The organism is Streptomyces sp. A1277 (genome assembly GCF_004795015.1).
In the GTDB taxonomy this organism is placed as follows: Bacteria; Actinomycetota; Actinomycetes; order Streptomycetales; family Streptomycetaceae; genus Streptomyces.
Window position 1 is genome coordinate 28,103 of record NZ_SSBI01000012.1, and the last position, 16,155, is coordinate 44,257.

General features: G+C 72.4%; 16 protein-coding genes. 13 read left to right on the forward strand and 3 right to left on the reverse strand.

Going from position 1 to position 16,155, the window contains the following annotated elements:
* Position 1 precedes the first annotated feature (1 nt).
* The 8 genes from E6R18_RS10495 (at position 2) to E6R18_RS10530 (ending at position 7,458) form a co-directional block, all read left to right on the forward strand.
* Positions 2-1,114 (forward strand): MCE family protein, encoded by a 1,113-nt coding sequence (locus E6R18_RS10495; protein ID WP_136316598.1) that lies wholly within the window; start codon positions 2-4, stop codon positions 1,112-1,114.
* A complete protein-coding gene (locus E6R18_RS10500; RefSeq protein WP_136316599.1) occupies positions 1,111-2,283 on the forward strand; it encodes an MCE family protein in 1,173 nt (390 codons plus the stop codon). Before E6R18_RS10495 ends, E6R18_RS10500 begins: the two co-directional genes overlap by 4 nt.
* Entirely contained in the window at positions 2,283-3,542 is a 1,260-nt protein-coding gene (locus E6R18_RS10505) for an MlaD family protein (RefSeq protein WP_136316600.1), read from the forward strand. The genes E6R18_RS10500 and E6R18_RS10505 overlap by 1 nt, the downstream gene beginning before the upstream one ends.
* Positions 3,539-4,060 (forward strand): hypothetical protein, encoded by a 522-nt coding sequence (locus tag E6R18_RS10510; protein ID WP_136316601.1) that lies wholly within the window; start codon positions 3,539-3,541, stop codon positions 4,058-4,060. Before E6R18_RS10505 ends, E6R18_RS10510 begins: the two co-directional genes overlap by 4 nt.
* 23 nt (positions 4,061-4,083) lie before the next feature.
* Positions 4,084-4,701, forward strand: a complete 618-nt coding sequence (locus tag E6R18_RS10515; RefSeq protein WP_136316694.1) for a hypothetical protein — start codon at positions 4,084-4,086, stop codon at positions 4,699-4,701.
* 111 nt (positions 4,702-4,812) lie between these two features.
* The gene (locus E6R18_RS10520) at positions 4,813-5,310 is read left to right on the forward strand and encodes a hypothetical protein (RefSeq protein ID WP_136316695.1); all 498 of its coding nucleotides are present in this window, start codon (positions 4,813-4,815) and stop codon (positions 5,308-5,310) included.
* A gap of 32 nt (positions 5,311-5,342) precedes the next feature.
* Positions 5,343-6,197 (forward strand): hypothetical protein, encoded by an 855-nt coding sequence (locus tag E6R18_RS10525; protein ID WP_136316602.1) that lies wholly within the window; start codon positions 5,343-5,345, stop codon positions 6,195-6,197.
* Positions 6,198-6,216: 19 nt separating this feature from the next.
* On the forward strand, positions 6,217-7,458 hold the full coding sequence (locus E6R18_RS10530; protein ID WP_136316603.1) for a lytic transglycosylase domain-containing protein: 1,242 nt from the start codon (positions 6,217-6,219) through the stop codon (positions 7,456-7,458).
* A 34-nt stretch (positions 7,459-7,492) separates the two neighbouring features.
* On the opposite strand, the gene E6R18_RS10535 is transcribed toward E6R18_RS10530, so the two are convergent.
* Positions 7,493-8,557, reverse strand: coding sequence for an ATP-dependent DNA ligase (locus tag E6R18_RS10535; RefSeq protein WP_136316604.1), 1,065 nt, complete (start codon positions 8,555-8,557; stop codon positions 7,493-7,495).
* 97 nt (positions 8,558-8,654) lie between these two features.
* Between E6R18_RS10535 and ligD the strand changes: the two genes are divergently transcribed.
* From ligD to E6R18_RS10550, 3 genes are all read left to right on the forward strand, one after another.
* Positions 8,655-9,665 carry a non-homologous end-joining DNA ligase gene (gene ligD / locus E6R18_RS10540; RefSeq protein ID WP_136316696.1) on the forward strand — a complete coding sequence of 337 codons (1,011 nt, stop codon included), beginning with the start codon at positions 8,655-8,657 and terminating at the stop codon, positions 9,663-9,665.
* Positions 9,662-10,756, forward strand: a complete 1,095-nt coding sequence (locus E6R18_RS10545; RefSeq protein ID WP_136316605.1) for an ABC transporter permease — start codon at positions 9,662-9,664, stop codon at positions 10,754-10,756. The genes ligD and E6R18_RS10545 overlap by 4 nt, the downstream gene beginning before the upstream one ends.
* Before the next feature lie 155 nt (positions 10,757-10,911).
* Positions 10,912-11,865, forward strand: coding sequence for a multicopper oxidase domain-containing protein (locus tag E6R18_RS10550; protein ID WP_136316606.1), 954 nt, complete (start codon positions 10,912-10,914; stop codon positions 11,863-11,865).
* Between the two features lie 9 nt (positions 11,866-11,874).
* Here E6R18_RS10550 and E6R18_RS10555 read toward each other — a convergent pair whose 3' ends face one another.
* On the reverse strand, positions 11,875-14,085 hold the full coding sequence (locus tag E6R18_RS10555) for a DEAD/DEAH box helicase (RefSeq protein WP_136316607.1): 2,211 nt from the start codon (positions 14,083-14,085) through the stop codon (positions 11,875-11,877).
* Positions 14,086-14,443: 358 nt separating this feature from the next.
* On the opposite strand from E6R18_RS10555, the gene E6R18_RS10560 reads away from it, so the two are divergent.
* Complete coding sequence (locus tag E6R18_RS10560; protein WP_018552499.1) at positions 14,444-14,698, forward strand: WhiB family transcriptional regulator; 255 nt, start codon at positions 14,444-14,446, stop codon at positions 14,696-14,698.
* 216 nt (positions 14,699-14,914) lie between these two features.
* On the forward strand, positions 14,915-15,067 hold the full coding sequence (locus tag E6R18_RS34795) for a GMC oxidoreductase (RefSeq protein WP_240799681.1): 153 nt from the start codon (positions 14,915-14,917) through the stop codon (positions 15,065-15,067).
* Between the two features lie 76 nt (positions 15,068-15,143).
* On the opposite strand, the gene E6R18_RS10570 is transcribed toward E6R18_RS34795, so the two are convergent.
* The gene (locus tag E6R18_RS10570; RefSeq protein WP_136316697.1) at positions 15,144-16,052 is read right to left on the reverse strand and encodes a chitosanase; all 909 of its coding nucleotides are present in this window, start codon (positions 16,050-16,052) and stop codon (positions 15,144-15,146) included.
* Positions 16,053-16,155: the final 103 nt, after the last annotated feature.

Genomic DNA, 16,155 nt, shown 5'->3' on the forward strand with positions numbered 1-16,155 from the left:
GATGAGACTCACCCGCGTCATCGGCATCGGCGCCGGCCTCGTCGTCGTGGCCGTCGCCGCCACTTCCGGCGTGATGGCCGTGGAGGACGAGGGATCGACCGTCGTCACGGCCTACTTCGACCAGGCCACCGGCGTCTACGCCGGGTCCGACCTGCGCATCCTCGGTGTACGGGTCGGCACGGTCGAATCGGTCCAGCCGCGCGGCAAGGACGTCAAGGTGGTCCTGCGCATCGACAAGGGCGTCCAGGTGCCCAAGGACGCGCACGCCGTGGTCGTCGCCCCCAGCCTCGTCGCCGACCGGTACGTCCAGCTCGCCCCCGCCTACACCGGGGGAGCGGTCCTCGCGGACGGGGCCCAACTGCCCGCCGCGGACAACGCGACCCCGGTCGAGGTGGACCAGCTCTACGCGTCCATCACCGAACTCTCCACCGCGCTCGGCCCGGACGGGGCGAACGCCGAAGGAGCGTTCGCCGGGCTCCTGGACACCGGGGCGAAGAACCTCAAGGGCAACGGCAAGGACATCGGCGACTCCATCGAGCAGTTCGGCAAGGCGACGAAGACGCTCGACAAGTCCAGCGGCAACCTCTTCGACACGCTGTCCTACCTCCAGACCTTCACCACCATGCTGAAGGAGAACGACGGCAACGTCCGGGCGGCCGAGGACCAGCTGAACTCCGTGACCGGCTTCCTCGCCGACGACAAGAAGAACCTCGGCGCCGCCCTCAAGGAACTCGGCACCGCACTCGGCCAGGTCAAGACGTTCATCAAGGACAACCGGGGCGCCCTCAAGGAGAACGTGGACGCCCTGGTCCCGATCACCCAGACCCTGGTGGACCAGCGTGCCTCGCTCGCCGAGTCGCTGGACGTCCTGCCGCTGTCGGCGGGCAACGTCCTCAACGCCTACGACCCGGCGCACCGCACCCTCAACGGCCGGACCAACCTCAACGAACTCAGCATGGGCGGCCCGCTGACCGAGTCCGCCCTCGCACTCAAGGGCCTCTCCCCGGTGGACGCCGAACGGCAGCAGGCGCTGCCCGCCCTGCCGCTCCCGGCCGTGGGCACGGTCTACGGCACCCCGAAGGACAGCAAGGACAAGAAGGGGGCGAAGCAATGAGCCGCAGACCGCGCAGACCCGCGGCCCTCGGGACCACGGGCGGGGCGGCACTCGTCGCGCTCGGCCTGTGCTGCACCCTCTTCGCCACCGGATGCGGAGCCCCGCACTTCTCCGGCATCGAAGACGTGCCGCTGCCCGGCGGAGCGGACCTCGGCGACCACCCGTACGAGATCACCGCGGACTTCGGGGACGTGCTCAGCCTCTCCCCGCAGTCCTCGGTGAAGGTCAACGACGTCGCCGTCGGCCGCGTCACCAAGATCTCGCTGGCCCCGGACGGCTGGCAGGCCCGGGTCACCATGAAGGTCAACGGCAAGATCGACCTCCCGGCCAACGCCTACGCCCACCTGGAGCAGTCCAGCCTGCTCGGCGAGAAGTACATCCAGCTCCGGCCGCCGGCCAAGGGCACCGCCCGCGGCACCCTCGCCGACGGCGACCGCATCCCGCTCACCCGCACCAACCGCAACCCCGAGGTCGAAGAGGTCTTCGGAGCCCTGTCCATGCTCCTCAACGGCGGCGGCGTCCAGCAGCTCAAAACCATCACCACCGAGCTCAACAAGGCGCTGGCCGGGCAGGAACCCCAGGTCAAGTCCATGCTCCACCGGGTCGACACCCTCGTCACCAACCTCGACGACCACCGCGGCGACATCACGGCGGCGCTCGACGGCGTCAACCGGCTCTCGACCACCCTCGCCACCCGCAAGCAGCAGGTCGGCACCGTGCTCACCAAGCTCAGCCCCGGCATGAAGGTCCTGGAGAAGCAGCGCGGCTCGCTCCTGACGATGCTCCGCTCCCTGGACACCCTCTCCGACGTGGCCGTCACCACCATCAACAAGGGCAAGGCCGACACCATCGCCGACCTGAAGGCCATCGCCCCCACCCTGAAGGCCCTGGCCGACTCCGGCAACGACCTGCCCGACTCCCTCCAGGTGCTCATGACCTACCCGTTCACGGACGAGGTGCTGCGCGGCGTGAAGGGCGACTACCTCAACGTGTACCTGGACCTGACGGCCGAGCCCGGCACCCAGATCATTCCCGCCTACGACCCGGACGCGGGGTCGGACACCCCGGCCACGGCCGACGCGGTCGCCGGCGCCGGACTGCCGCTGCCCCTCCCCGCGACCTCGGCGCCCACGACGAGCAGCCCCTCGGCCTCGAAGGGGAGCAACTGATGATCACCCTCGCCATCCGGCTGAAGAACATCGCCTTCCTGATCATCGCCGTGCTGGTGCTCGGCTACCTCGGTGTGCGCTACGCCGACCTCGGCCACTACGTCGGCATGCGCGACTACTACACCGTGAAGATGCAACTCCCGCGCACCGGCGGCCTGTTCACCCACTCCAACGTCACCTACCGGGGCGTCTCGGTGGGCCGGGTCGGACCCATCGAACTCACCGACGACGGCGTGGAGGCAGAACTGCTGATCAACAAGTCCGCACCCCGCATCCCCGACGACCTGAAGGCGGTCGTGGCCAACCTCTCCGCGGTCGGCGAGCAGTACGTCGACCTGCGGCCGACCCGCACCGAGGGGCCCTACCTCGCGAACGGCTCGGTCATCGACCAGGCCGAGACCACCGTCCCGGCGCCCGTGACCAACGTCCTCACCAGCGTCAACGACCTGGCCTCCTCCGTCGACCTGGAGTCGCTGCGCACCGTCGTGGACGAATTCGGCACCGCGTTCAGCGGCCGCGGCGACGACCTCCAGGTCCTCCTGGACACCGGCAGCGACTTCGTGGACGCCGCCGACGAGGCGCTGCCCGTCAACACCAGGCTCATGCAGGACGGCAAGACCGTCCTGCGCACCCAGGTCGAACAGGGCGAAGCCCTCAAGGGGTTCGCGGCCGGCGCCAAGGAACTGGCCGCCCAGCTCAAGGGTTCCGACACCGACCTGCGCAAGCTCATCGCCGCCGCTCCCGACGCCACCGGGCAGATCAGCGGGCTGCTGCGGGACGTCGAACCCAGCTTCGGTGTCGTCGTCGCCAACCTCCTCACCACGTCCGAGGTCGCCGTCACCCGGCAGCGCGGCCTTGAGGAACTGCTCGTGAAACTCCCCGCCGTGGCGGCCGCCGGAGCCAGCGCGGTGGACGAGGACGGCGCCAGGTTCGGCATGTCGATCACCTTCTTCGAGCCGCTGCCCTGCACCGCCGGCTACGAGGGGACGACCTACCGCAACGGGCTCGACCTCTCACCCGCCCCCGCGCTCAACACCAAGGCCCGCTGTGCCGCCTCGCCCGGCACCGGCATCGACGTCCGGGGCAGCGCGAACGCCCCGAAGGGCGGGCCCGTGCCCGAACCGGCCAGGGCCGGCGCACTGACCCTCGGTGACACCAAGCAGGGGCAGCTGCCCGGAGTGCTCGGCGCCACCACCGGCACGGCCCCGGTACGGGGCATGGCCGGGCTGCTGGGCCTCGGACAGGAGGGCGGCCGGTGAACGCCCGCAACCGCACCCTCGGCGGCTGGGCCGTGCTGCTGGTCGCGGCGCTCGTCTGCGGCCTGGGCGGCTGGTCGTACGCACAGGCGCGCGGCGACGACGACCTGGCGTACGCCAAGAGCCGGGACGCCGCGCTCGCGGACGGCCGGCAGGACCTGGCCCGGCTCAACACCCTGGACGGCAAGGACGCGGCGAGCGTGGACGCCGGTCTCGCCGGCTGGCTGGACTCCTCCACCGGACCGCTGTACGACCAGCTGAAGCGGACCCGGAAGAAGGACGCGGCCGACCTGGAGAAGGCCGGCGCCACCGCGCGCGGCAAGGTCACCGACGCCGCGCTCACCGAACTGGACGAGCGGACCGGCACCGCCCTGATGATCGCGACCGTGGACGTCGAGGTCACCCCGGGCACCGGAAAGGCCGGCACCGAACGCAAACGCTTCGAGGCCACGCTCGCCCGCACCGGCGAAGGCTGGAAGATCAAGGCGCTCACTGCGCTCGGCATAGGGAGCGGCGCGTGAAGAGCGGCGGTACGACCGACGTGGTGACCGGTGACACGGACATCGAGGACGCTGTGGAGCCGGACGAGCCGACCGGCGCGGCCGGCGACGACCCGGACGACACCGACACCGACACCGACACCGACACCGGGCCCCGGCCGGCGCGGCGGTGGCCGCGGGTGCTGGCCGGGGTGCTCGCCGTCGTCCTGATCGCGGCGGGCGCCGCGATGTACGTGGCGGGCCGGCAGCTGCGCGACACCCCCGCCACCTCCAACCGGGCGCTGACCGACAGTGCGGCGACCACCCAGGTCGCCGGCGAGGTCACCAACGCCCTCGGCAAGGTGTTCTCGTACAGCCCCGAAGGCACCGCCGCCACCAAGGCGTCCGCGCAGAAGCTCCTCGCGGGCAAGGCACTTCAGCAGTACGCGGCGCTCTTCGGCCAGGTCGAGAAGCAGGCGGCCGACCAGAAGCTGACGCTCACCACCCATGTCGTACGCGCCGGGGTGACCCGGCTGACGCCCGACAGCGCCCATCTGCTCGTCTTCCTCGACCAGGTCTACGAGCGGGAGGGCAAGACCGCGAGCAAGGCGGCCGCGCAGCTGTCCGTCACGGCCCGACTGCGCGAGGGGCACTGGACGATCGTGGAGATCACCTCCCGCTAGCGGCGGCAGGGGAAACACCGCACCACCGACCACGTAACGGCACAGCACAGCAGGACCGGCCGGCAGGGAGAGGCAGCAATGGCACGGGTAGGGATGACGAGGAACCCGCTGGTGGCGGCGGCGATCGTGCTGACGGTCGCGGCGGCCGGCGCCGCGGGCTGGGGCGGGGTGTCGCGCTACCAGGCGGCGCACGACAGCTCGGCCGCGTACGCGCAGGCACGCGACGAGGCGCTGGCCGCGGGCGAGCAGGCCGTGCAGAACATGAACACGCTCGACCACGCACAGCTCGCGAAGGGGCTGGACAGCTGGGAGGACTCCACGACCGGCGACCTCCACCAGCAACTCGTGGACGGACGCGACGGGTTCGTGAAGCAGATCCAGGAGGCGAAGACCGTCAGCACCGCCAAGGTGCTGTCCGGCGCGGTCACCGAACTCGACGACCGGGCCGGGAAGGCCGGGGTCATGGTGGCGCTGCGGGTGACCGTGACCGCGCCGAAGGGCAAGCCCGCGGTGAAGGAGAGCCGGATGCTCGGGCAGCTCACCCGCACCTCCGAGGGGTGGAAGCTCAGCGCCCTCGGCCAGGCGCCCGTCGGCAACACCGCCGGCTGACACCCCCGCCCCGCACCGAGAGGAACCCGGACATGTCGACGACCCGTCACCTGGTCAACCGCCAACGCCGCCTGGCCACCGTCGCCGCCGCGGAGCGCTCCGCCACGGCCGCCCCCGCCCGCACCCCCGCGGGCCCCGGGAAGCCTTCCGGCACCACCGCGAAGGACGCTCCCGACGAAGCCTCCGATGACGCCTCCGGCGATCTCCCCGAAGGCACCGCAGGCGAATCCGGAGACGAGCCGGACGGGAAGAAGGCGAGCGGCCGGGACGGGAAGAAGGCCAGCGATCCGGACGGGAAGAAGGCGAGCGGCCGGGACGGGAAGAAGGCCAGCGACCCGGACGGGAAGAAGGCCGCTGCCCGGCGCCTGCCCCGCCTCCGCGTCCGGCTGCCCGCCGTCCTGTGCGCCCTGACCGTGCTGCTCGGCGCCTTCGCCGCCTGGGCGTTCACCTCGGCGGCGAGCCTGCGCGACGACCCCAGCCGGCAGAACACCGCGCTCACCGACATCAGCCGCACCAGCGAGGTGAAGGGCCAGATCACCGAGGCCGTCGGCGCGGTCTTCTCGTACGACTACGCCTCGCCCGCCAAGGCGGACAGCGCGGTGGCGAAGTACCTGACCGGCAAGGCGGTCCAGCAGCACCGGGACATGCTCGCCGAGGTCCGGGCGCAGGCGCCGAAGCAGAAGCTCGTCCTCACCACGACCGTCACCGACAGCGGTGTGGAGATGCTCGACGGAGACCGGGCCCGGCTGCTGGTCTTCGCCGACCAGAGCAACACCCGTACCGGCAAGTCCGAGGAGACCACGTACGCCGCGGCCATGTTCGCCGTGGACGCCGTCCGCAAGGGCGGCAGCTGGCGGATCTCCGCGATCGACACGTTCACCCGGTGACCCACCAAGGAGAGCACGCATGAGGTTCAACGGCACCATGCGCCGCGGATTCGGCGGCACCGCGGCAGCCGTCGCCGCGATGGCCGCGCTCACCGCGTCCCAGGCACCGCAGCTCGCCACCCACGACGAGCCTTCGAAGCAGCGTCAGGAGGCGGAGGACGTCACCTGGTCCGAGGTCCCCAACGACGACTCGTACCACACCGAACTCCCGCCGCTGAAAAGCCCGAAGCCGCCCGAAGCGGGGAAGAAGCAGAGCCCGGCCGCCAAGCAGTCGTGGGCCGAGGCGGGCATCCCGGCCACCGTGCTCGCCGCCTACCGCAAGGCCGAGAGCACGCTCGGGCGCGGCGACCCCGGCTGCCGGCTGCCGTGGCAGTTACTGGCGGCGATCGGCAAGGTCGAGTCCGGGCACGCGGCCGGCGGCCGGGTCGACGCCCACGGCACGACCCTCTCCCCGATCCTCGGCCCCGTCCTCAACGGCGCCGGGTTCGCCCACATCGCGGACACCGACGGCGGCGCGTACGACGGGGACAAGGCGTACGACCGGGCGGTCGGCCCGATGCAGTTCATCCCCTCGACCTGGGCGCACTGGGGCAGGGACGGCAACGGCGACGGGCGCCGGGATCCGAACAACGTGTACGACGCGGCGCTGGCCGCCGGCGCCTACCTCTGCGCGGGGCCGCGCGATCTGTCGGTCTCCGCCGACCTGGACCGGGCGATCCTCAGCTACAACCACTCGGACACCTACCTGCGCACGGTGCTCTCCTGGCTGGAGTTCTACCGCAAGGGCACCCACCCGGTCTCCGACGGCACGGGCGTCGTCCCCAAGAGCCCCGGCGCCGGCAGCCCGAACGAGCCCAAGCACCCCGTGGGCGGGTCCGGCACCAAGGACGGCGGCGGCATCGAGGTCGGCCCGCAGCCCAGCCACAGCACGCGCCCGACCACGCCGGGCTCGCAGGACCCGGACCCGGGCACCGACCCCACCCCGGGCGACTCGGGCTCCCCGGACCCGGACGACACCACGGGCCCCTCGCCCGATCCGACGGACCCCGGCTCGACCACCCCGGACCCCGGCACCAGCCCGGACCCCACCACCACCCCGGACCCGGACCCGAGCACGACGAAGCCCGACCCGGGCTGCACGACGACCACCCCGGCACCGGACCCCGGCGACACCACCGGGTCCTCCGCGTCACCCTCGTCCGGCCCCGCCGCCTCCGACGAGCCGTGCACCACGCCGACGCTGCCGCCCACGGCGCACTGAGCCCGGGCGGCGGCCGGGACCGGAACCCGAAGGCTCAGCCGCCGCCCGACAACACCTCGGCCAGGTCGTAGCGCACGACCTCCTCCAGCTGCGCGTAGGTGCAGCTCTCCGGCGTACGGTCCGGCCGCCACCGGCGCCACTGGGCCGTATGCCGGAACCGGTCACCCTCCATGTGGTCGTAACCCACCTCGCAGACCCGCTCCGGCCGCACCGGCACCCAGGACATGTCCTTCTTCCCGGACCAGCGGCTCGGGGCACCGGGCAACCGTGCCCCCTCGTGCGCCTCGGCCTGCGCCCAGGCACGCCACGGGTGGTCCTCGACGCCGGTCAGCAGGGGCTCCAGCTCGGTGACGAGTTCCGCGCGCCGCTTCATCGGGAAGGCCGCGCAGACTCCGACGTGCTGGAGCGCGCCCGCCCCGTCGTACAGGCCGAGCAGCAGCGAGCCGACGACCGGGCCGCTCTTGTGGAGGCGGTAGCCGGCCACCACGCAGTCGGCGGTCCGTTCGTGCTTGATCTTGTACATGGCCCGGGTGTCCGGCCGGTACGGCGCGTCGAGCGGCTTGGCGACGACGCCGTCGAGCCCCGCCCCCTCGTACCGCTGGAACCATTCCGCGGCGCGGGCGGGGTCGGTGGTCGCCGGGGCCAGGTACACCGGCGCCGACGCCCCGGCGAGCGCGGCCTCCAGGACCCTGCGCCGGTCCGCCTGCGGGGTGTCCAGGAGCGAGTCGTCGCCCAGCGCCAGGAGGTCGAAGGCCACCAGGGCGGCCGGGGTCTGCTCGGCCAGCAGCCGCACCCGGGAGTCGGCGGGGTGGATGCGCTCGCTCAGCCGGTCGAAGTCCAGCCGGCCCTCGTGCGCGACGACGATCTCGCCGTCCACCACACAGCGCTCCGGGAGGTTGTCCCGGACGGCGGTCACCACCTCGGGGAAGTAGCGGGACAGGGGCTTGCCGGTCCGGCTGCCGATCACCACCTCGTCGCCGTCGCGGTGCACGATCGCCCGGAAGCCGTCCCATTTCGCCTCGTACTGCATGCCCGGCGGAATGCGGGCCACCAGTTTGGCGAGCATCGGCTTCACGGGCGGCATCACCGGCAGGTCCATGGACCGATTGTGAACCGTACAGCGAGCGGAGTCTCCCGATATGCGGCATATGTGTGCCCGGCCTACGGTGGCCGACATGGCAGCAGCGGGCACAGCGGTGGAGCTGGAAGCAGCCGGACGGGCGGTCCGGCTGTCCAACCCGGACAAGATCTACTTTCCGGAGAAGGGCTACACGAAGAGGGACGTGGCGGAGTACTTCCTCGCCGTGGGCCCCGGCATCCTGCGCGCCCTGCGCAACCGGCCCACCACCCTCCAGCGGTTCGTGGACGGCGTCGAGGGCGAGTTCTTCTACCAGAAGCGCGCCCCCAAGAACCTCCCCGACTGGATCCCGACCACCGAGATCGCCTTCCCCAGCGGCCGGTCCGCCCGGGAGATGTGCCCCACCGAAGTGGCCGCCGTCATCTGGGCGGCCAACCTCGGCACGCTCACCTTCCACCCCTGGCCCGTCCGGGGCGGCGACACCGACCACCCCGACGAACTGCGCATCGACCTCGACCCGCAGCCGGGCACCGACTACGCCGACGCGGTCCGCGCCGCCCACGAGCTGCGCGCGGTCCTGGACGAGCACGGCCTGCGCGGCTGGCCCAAGACGTCCGGGGGCCGGGGCGTCCACGTCTTCGTCCCCATCGAAGCGCGCTGGACGTTCACCGAGGTCCGCCGCGCGGCCATCGCCGTGGGGCGGGAGCTGGAGAGCCGGATGCCCGACCGGGTGACCACCGCCTGGTGGAAGGAGGAGCGGGGCGAGCGGATCTTCGTCGACTACAACCAGACGGCCCGCGACCGCACCATCGCCTCCGCCTACTCGGTACGCCCCTTCCCGCACGCCCCGGTCTCCGCACCGCTGCGCTGGGAGGAGCTGGACGACGCCGAACCCCGCGACTTCGACCTGCGCACCATGCCCGTGCGGTACGCGGAACACGGCGACGTCCACGCGGACATGGACCAGGAGGCATTCCGCCTCGACTCGCTGCTCGAACTCGCCGACCGCCACGCGAGCGACGGCGGCCCCGGCGACCTGCCCTACCCGCCCGAGTACCCGAAGATGCCCGGCGAGCCGAAACGGGTGCAGCCCAGCCGCGCCCGCCACGACAAGGACGGCGACGCATGAGCGAGCCGGACCCGCGGCCCGGACCCGACGCGCCGCACGGGGCGCACGGCCGGCCGCTGACCCGTGGCCAGAAGTGGGCCGGATTCAAGGAGTCCCCGTACTTCCCGGCGACGGTCCTGCTGCTCATCCTCGCGGCCGCCGCCGGACTCTTCGCCGGCTCCTACACGTACGCCATGGCCAACCCGACCCCGCACCGGATTCCCACCGCGGTGGTGAGCCGGCCCGACACCGCACGCGGCAAGGAGTTCGTCGCCGCGATGGACAAGGCCCTGGACGCCTCCCTGGTCATCCACGTCTTCCGGACGCCCACCGAGGCGCGCGAGGCGCTGGAGGAGCAGGAGGTCTTCGCGATCGTGCGGACCGGCGGCCGAGGGGTGCGGCTGGAGGTGGCCTCGGCCTCCGGGGCGGCCGTCGCCCAGCTGCTCGCCGAGACCGCGGTGAAGGTGGGGGACACGCTCGACATGCCGGTCGCCGTCCAGGACGTGAAACCCCTCCAGAAGGGCGACCCGCGCGGACTCGCGCTCTTCTACATCTCGCTCGCCGCCGTGATCGTCGGCTTTGTCGGCTCCATCCAGCTCAGCGTGCACGCCCGGGGGCTGATCCCGCTGGAGCGGATCGGATTCACGATCGCGTATTCGCTGCTCGGCGCCTTCGCCATCGCCTCCGTGGTGGACTGGCTGCTCGGGGCGGTCGATCTGCCCTTCGTGGAGTCCTGGCTGATCCTGGCGTTCACGATGTTCACCTCCGGCATGGTCTTCACCATGTTCAACACCCTGATCGGCCGCTGGGCGATGCTCCCGACCTGGGGCGTGATGGTGCTCCTGGGCAACCCGTCCTCCGGCGGAGCCGTCTCCTGGCCGCTGCTGCCCTCGCTGCTCGGACACATCGGACGCTGGCTGCCCCCCGGCGCCTCCGTCAACGCCCAGCACACCGCCGTCTACTACCAGGGCCATCAGCGGATCTTCCCCTTCCTGGTGCTGGCGGCCTGGTCACTGGTGTCGGGCACGGTCTTCTGGGTGTGGCGCCACCGGCACCCCGGAGGTCGCGAGCACATGCCCCAGCACGCGGCCACGGGCGTCGCGGCGGACTGACCCGGGGCGGTACGGGCGGTATTTCGCGACTCGCCCACGGCCGTGGGCGCACGAGCACGGACTTTTTCCTTACTGTGGGTAAGCGATGAGCCCGGGTTCGTCACGGCCCGTCGCGAAGCCCTCGGCAGCACCCGTCCCGCAGTGGGGAGTTCGACATGGACCGCAGAAGCTTCAGCCGGCGGATTCTGATGGGCGGCGGGGTCGCGGCGGCGGCCGGTGTGACATCGTTGTCCCTCCCCGCGGCCGAGGCCGCCGCCACCCCGTACCCGCTCCGGCGGGCGAGCGCCGGGGGAGCGGTCCGGCGCATCCGGATGTACGTGGAGAAGCTGCCGGACGGCCGACTGGGCTACGGGCTGGAGAAGGGCAGGGCGAGCGTCCCGGGCCCGCTGATCGAGCTCACCGAGGGCGACACCCTGCACATCGAGTTCGTCAACACCCTCGACGTGCCGGCCGGCCTGCACGCGCACGGCGTCGACTACGACATCGCGAGCGACGGCACCCGGATGAACCACAGCACCGTCGAGCCGGGCGGCACCCGTACGTACACCTGGCGCACGCACACCCCGGGCCTGCGCCGCGACGGCACCTGGCAGCCCGGCAGCGCCGGCTACTGGCACTACCACGACCACGCCGTCGGCTCGGACCACGGCACCGGCGGCATCCGCAAGGGGCTGTACGGGCCGCTGGTCGTCCGGCGCCGGGGCGACATCCTGCCGGACAAGACGATCACGATCGTCTTCAACGACATGTCGATCAACAACACGCCGGCCGGCAAGAGCCCCGACTTCAAGGCCACGCTCGGCGACCGGCTCGAAGTCGTCATGATCACGCACGGCGACTTCTACCACACGTTCCACGTGCACGGTCACCGCTGGGCGGACAACCGTACGGGCATGCTCACCGGCCCCGACGACCCCAGCCGGATCGTGGACACGAAGATCGTCGGACCGGCGGACTCCTTCGGCTTCCAGGTCATCGCGGGGGAACACGTCGGCGCCGGCGCCTGGATGTACCACTGCCACGTGCAGAGCCACGCCGACCGGGGCATGGGCGGGATGCTGCTCATCGCCGACCGGGACGGCACGGTGCCCGGACACGTCGGCCGATAGCTCCCGGGCTCAGCCGTCGGCCGGCAGCGCCCGGGGGCCCGGCACCGCCGCGAGGCGCTGCTGCTCCTCCTCCACGATGCGGCGGGCCAGCGCACCCTCCGACACGTCCACGGCGTCCGGGGTCGTCTCGGCGACATCGCTGCGCCGGGCGTACGCGTCGAACAGGCGCTCCTTGCGGGCCAGGATGTCCAGCATCCGCTGGTCGACGCTGTCCGCCGCGAGCAGCCGGTGCACCTGGACCGTCCGTATCTGGCCCATCCGGTGGGCGCGGGCCACGGCCTGGTGCTCCGTCGTCGGCTTGATCTGCGGTTCGCAGAGGATGACGACGGACGCGGCCTGCATGTTCAGCCCGACGCCGCCGGCCTGGATCTGGCTCAGCAGGACCGCATGGCCGGACGCCGCCGCGAAGCCGTCGATCAGCTCCTGGCGCCGGGCCGCCGCCACACTCCCCGACAGCGGGCCGAAGACCCCGTCCCCCAGGGCCCCGCGCACCGTTTCCAGCACCTCGCGGAAGTAGGAGAACACGACGACCTTCAGGCCGTTGCCCGCCGCCTCCGCGACCAGCTCGCGCAGCCGGTTCAGCTTCGCGGAGCTCTCCGGGCACGCGTACGCCGCCCGGCGCATCTGCATGAAGTGGCCGGCGCCCACCGCCTCCCGGTAGGCCCGCAGATCGCCCTCGCTGAACTCCTCCCACTCGTCCACCTGCACCAGGGCGGGCAGCTCGGTGAGCACGTCCTGCTGGTTGCGGCGCAGATAGGCGGGGGCGACGGCCCGGCGGAACGCCTGCGAGCCGGCGGCGCCGTGACGGGTGCTGATGGAGGGGGCCAGTTCCGGCTGGAGGTGGCGGACGAGGCTGCGGAACTCCTCCACCCGGTTCTCCATCGGCGTGCCGGTCAGGAACAGCACCCGCTCGGTCCGCTCCGACCAGCCGGACACCGCGCGGGAGCGGCGGGTGGCCGGATTCTTCACGTAGTGGGCCTCGTCGACCACGAGCATCCCGGGCCGGACCCCGCTGCCGTCCGGGTCCGGCAGGGTGTGCAGCGCGTCGAAGGTGGTCAGGGCGACCCCGCCGTCCGCGCGCCACTCGGCGAACGCCTCCTGCCGCTGCGGCCCGTGCACCGGCAGGGCGCGCAGCGTGGACCTGGCGCGGACCTCCCGGGTCCAGTTGATCAGGACGCTCGCGGGGCACACCACGAGGAAGTGCGTCTCCCCGCCCGCCGCGAGATGCGCCAGGGCCGCGATGGCCTGGACGGTCTTGCCGAGCCCCATCTCGTCGCCCAGGATCACCCGCTTCTGCGCGAGCGCGAACCGCGCGCCGAACGACTGGTAGCCGCGCAGCGAGACCCGCAGCCGGGTGTCGTCCAGCCGCAGCCCGCGCACCCGGTCGGCGATCCCCGATGGCAGGAACCCCTCGGCCGCGTCCCGGTCCGGACCCGAGCCCGACATCTCGGCGAGCAGGCTGTAGTACTCGGCCGACCGCAGCTCGAAGTCGACCCAGACGGCGAGGGGCGACTCCGCTTCCCGCAGCAGATCGGCCGACACCTGCCCGAACAGCAGCGGGAGTTCCCGCTCCACCGCGTCGGTCACGACCGCCCGGACCCCGGCCGCGGCCTCCCGGACGCGTTCCCTGGTGGGCCGGCGGGCGAAGAGCATTCGCAGCCGGCCCCGGGCCGGTCCCGCCGCCGTCAGCAGCGGTTCCAGGCGTCCGGCCAGCCGGCGCGCCCCGTCCACCGCGCGCCGCACGTCCGGGCCCGCCTCCACCAGCCGGTACAGCGCGCCGACCAGGGCGGTGGTGGCCTCGTCCGGGGCGTCCACGTCTATCCGCAGCGCGACGGTGTCCCGCACGGCGTGCGCGATCTGGCCCGCCGCGGCCAGGGCCTGGTCCGCGGTCTGCGCGCCGACCCCGGGGATCTGGCGGAGCTCGTAGCGGCTCGCCCCGTAGACCTGGCCGACCGTGGTGAAGCCCGCCTGCTCGACGGCGCCCAGGCGCAGCCTGCCCTCGGTGACGTCCTTGAGGCGGGAGACGGGGATGGAGGCGAGGCCGTCGCGCACGAGGGCGTCGAGCAGCGGGTCCAGGAAGGTGCGCACGGCGGTGACGGAGCGGGTGTGGTCCGCGAGCACCCCGCGCGCCGCGTCCAGCAGGCCGTCGCCGCGTGCCAGCAGCTCCCGGGCGGCCCGCCCGGTCGGCGCCCCGCCCTCCGTGGACCCGGCCTCAGTCATCTGCGTCCCTCTGTCCCCGCTCCCCAAGGGCCGTCCCGTCATCCCCGGCCGGACAGCACTTGACCGCCACCGGTCCGTCACCGTTCGGGCGAGCCCCATCGTCCCACGCACCACCGACACCCGGCGGACCGGCCGGGCGGGGCCGTATACCCCGGACGCACCGGTCGCCGCTGCGTCCTATTCGGCCGTTCTCGCCCCCTGGCGCGACCGGGCTCGCGGGCGCCGTACGCCGAGGCCAGGGACGTATGCCGGCGTCATGGGCGCGAGCCGGACCGGGAGCTGTTCCGGCCACGGCGGCGGAGTGCCGATTGACGCGGCGTTGATCAGTCGTTTATCGCGGCAGGGCACTGTGGTTCCCATGCCGATCAACACCGCGACCGACCCCGCCTTCGCCTGGCAGGAGACAGCCCTGTGCGCGCAGGCGGGTCCCGAGTTCTTCTTCCCCGCCCCGGGCAGCTCCACCCGGGAGGCCAAGCAGCTCTGCAACGCCTGCGAAGGACGGCAGGCATGCCTGGAATACGCCCTCGACAACGACGAGCGCTTCGGCGTGTGGGGCGGCCTCTCCGAGAAGGAGCGGGAACGACTGCGCAGAGTTGGCCGAGAGCAGGCGTGAACCCGCCCCGCCCGCGCGAGACCTCGGCGTTGCGTACTTCGGCCTGCGGGTTTCCGTGATCGCCGCGGAGCCCGCGTCGACCTGGAGAAGAGGGCCGAGTCGAGCGAGTACGACTACCTCGTCGTCGGGGCGGGTTCGGCCGGTGGGCGACGACGACCTGGCCGAGGCGGTCCGGACCGGCTCGGAAACCCTTTACCACCCGTCGGCACCTGCCGGATGGGCGAGGACCCCGGCTCGGTGACCGGCCCCCGGCTGAGGGTGCGCGGCGTCTCGGGCCTGCGCGTGGTCGACGCCTCGGTGATGCCGCGCATCACCCGCGGCCACACCCACGCGCCCACGGTCGCCATCGCCGAGAGGCCGCCGAGCTGATCAGGCAGGAGGCCCGGTAGCGCGCGCCCGGCGGATCACGGCCGGGGCCGCCGGGCCGGCGCGGCGAAGGGAGGGGTCACGACGGAATGCGGAACGTCTCGCCGTACATCTTCCACGTCAGCGGCGGCTCCAGATCCAGGTTCTCGTCCTCCAGGAAGACGCGCTGGGCCGTGTCGATGCGCGAGGTGTCGTGCTGGGTCTTCTTCGACTTCATCACGGCCCGCGCGGTGTCCAGGAAGATGTCCAGATAGGCCGACTCGTCACCGCCCTCGGCGACCGTGTCCGCCTCGGCCAGCGCCGCCTTCCGGATGCCGTAGAAGGAGTCCGCCTCGTGGCCGGGCCCCTGGAGCACCATGGCGTCGAAGTAGATGAACTGGCCCAGCGTGCCGAGTCCGTCCAGCTTCGCCAGCCGCACCGCGGGCTCGAAGTACTGTGTGTCGCGGACCTCGTCCTGCGCCTTGCGGAACGCCGGGTCTTCGGCGGCCTTCTTCCACGCGGCCGTGAAACCCGGGTCCAGGCCCTCGTGCGAACCGGTGCCGTCGACCTTGCGCAGCGCCGGGACGAAGGGCGCCAGCGGGCTGTCCGGATGGTCCTTGGTGAACGCCTCGACGAACGTCAGCATGTCGTGCGTGCCCGAGCAGAATCCGACGATGCCCGCCGCGTAGCCGGTGCCGTCGCCGCTGTCCTCGATCGTCGCGTACTGGGTGTGCCAGTCCAGGGTGGAACCCTCCGCGCTGGCCAGCAGCTTCCACGCGATCTCCCGCATTTCCGGAGTGGCGAGACCGGCCGGCGCCCGCTCGACCTTCTCGTTCATCTCCCGGCGCTCCTCCTCGTCCGCCGCCGCGAACGGGTCGGGGTTCACGGGGCCGGCGGCCGACGCCTCGGCGGTGGGGGAGTTCTCGGGCAGTGCGGCGTCGCCGCCGCTGTTGAAGACGAGGGAGACGGCTATCGCTATCGGCGCACCGATGAGAACAACGCGGGTCACAGGTTTCACCGGCACAGCGTACGGTCCCCACGCCCCCGGAGGGGTCCCACCCCCGCACGGCACAACCGGCCCATGACCGATGCCCCGTGAAGGCCCTGGACCC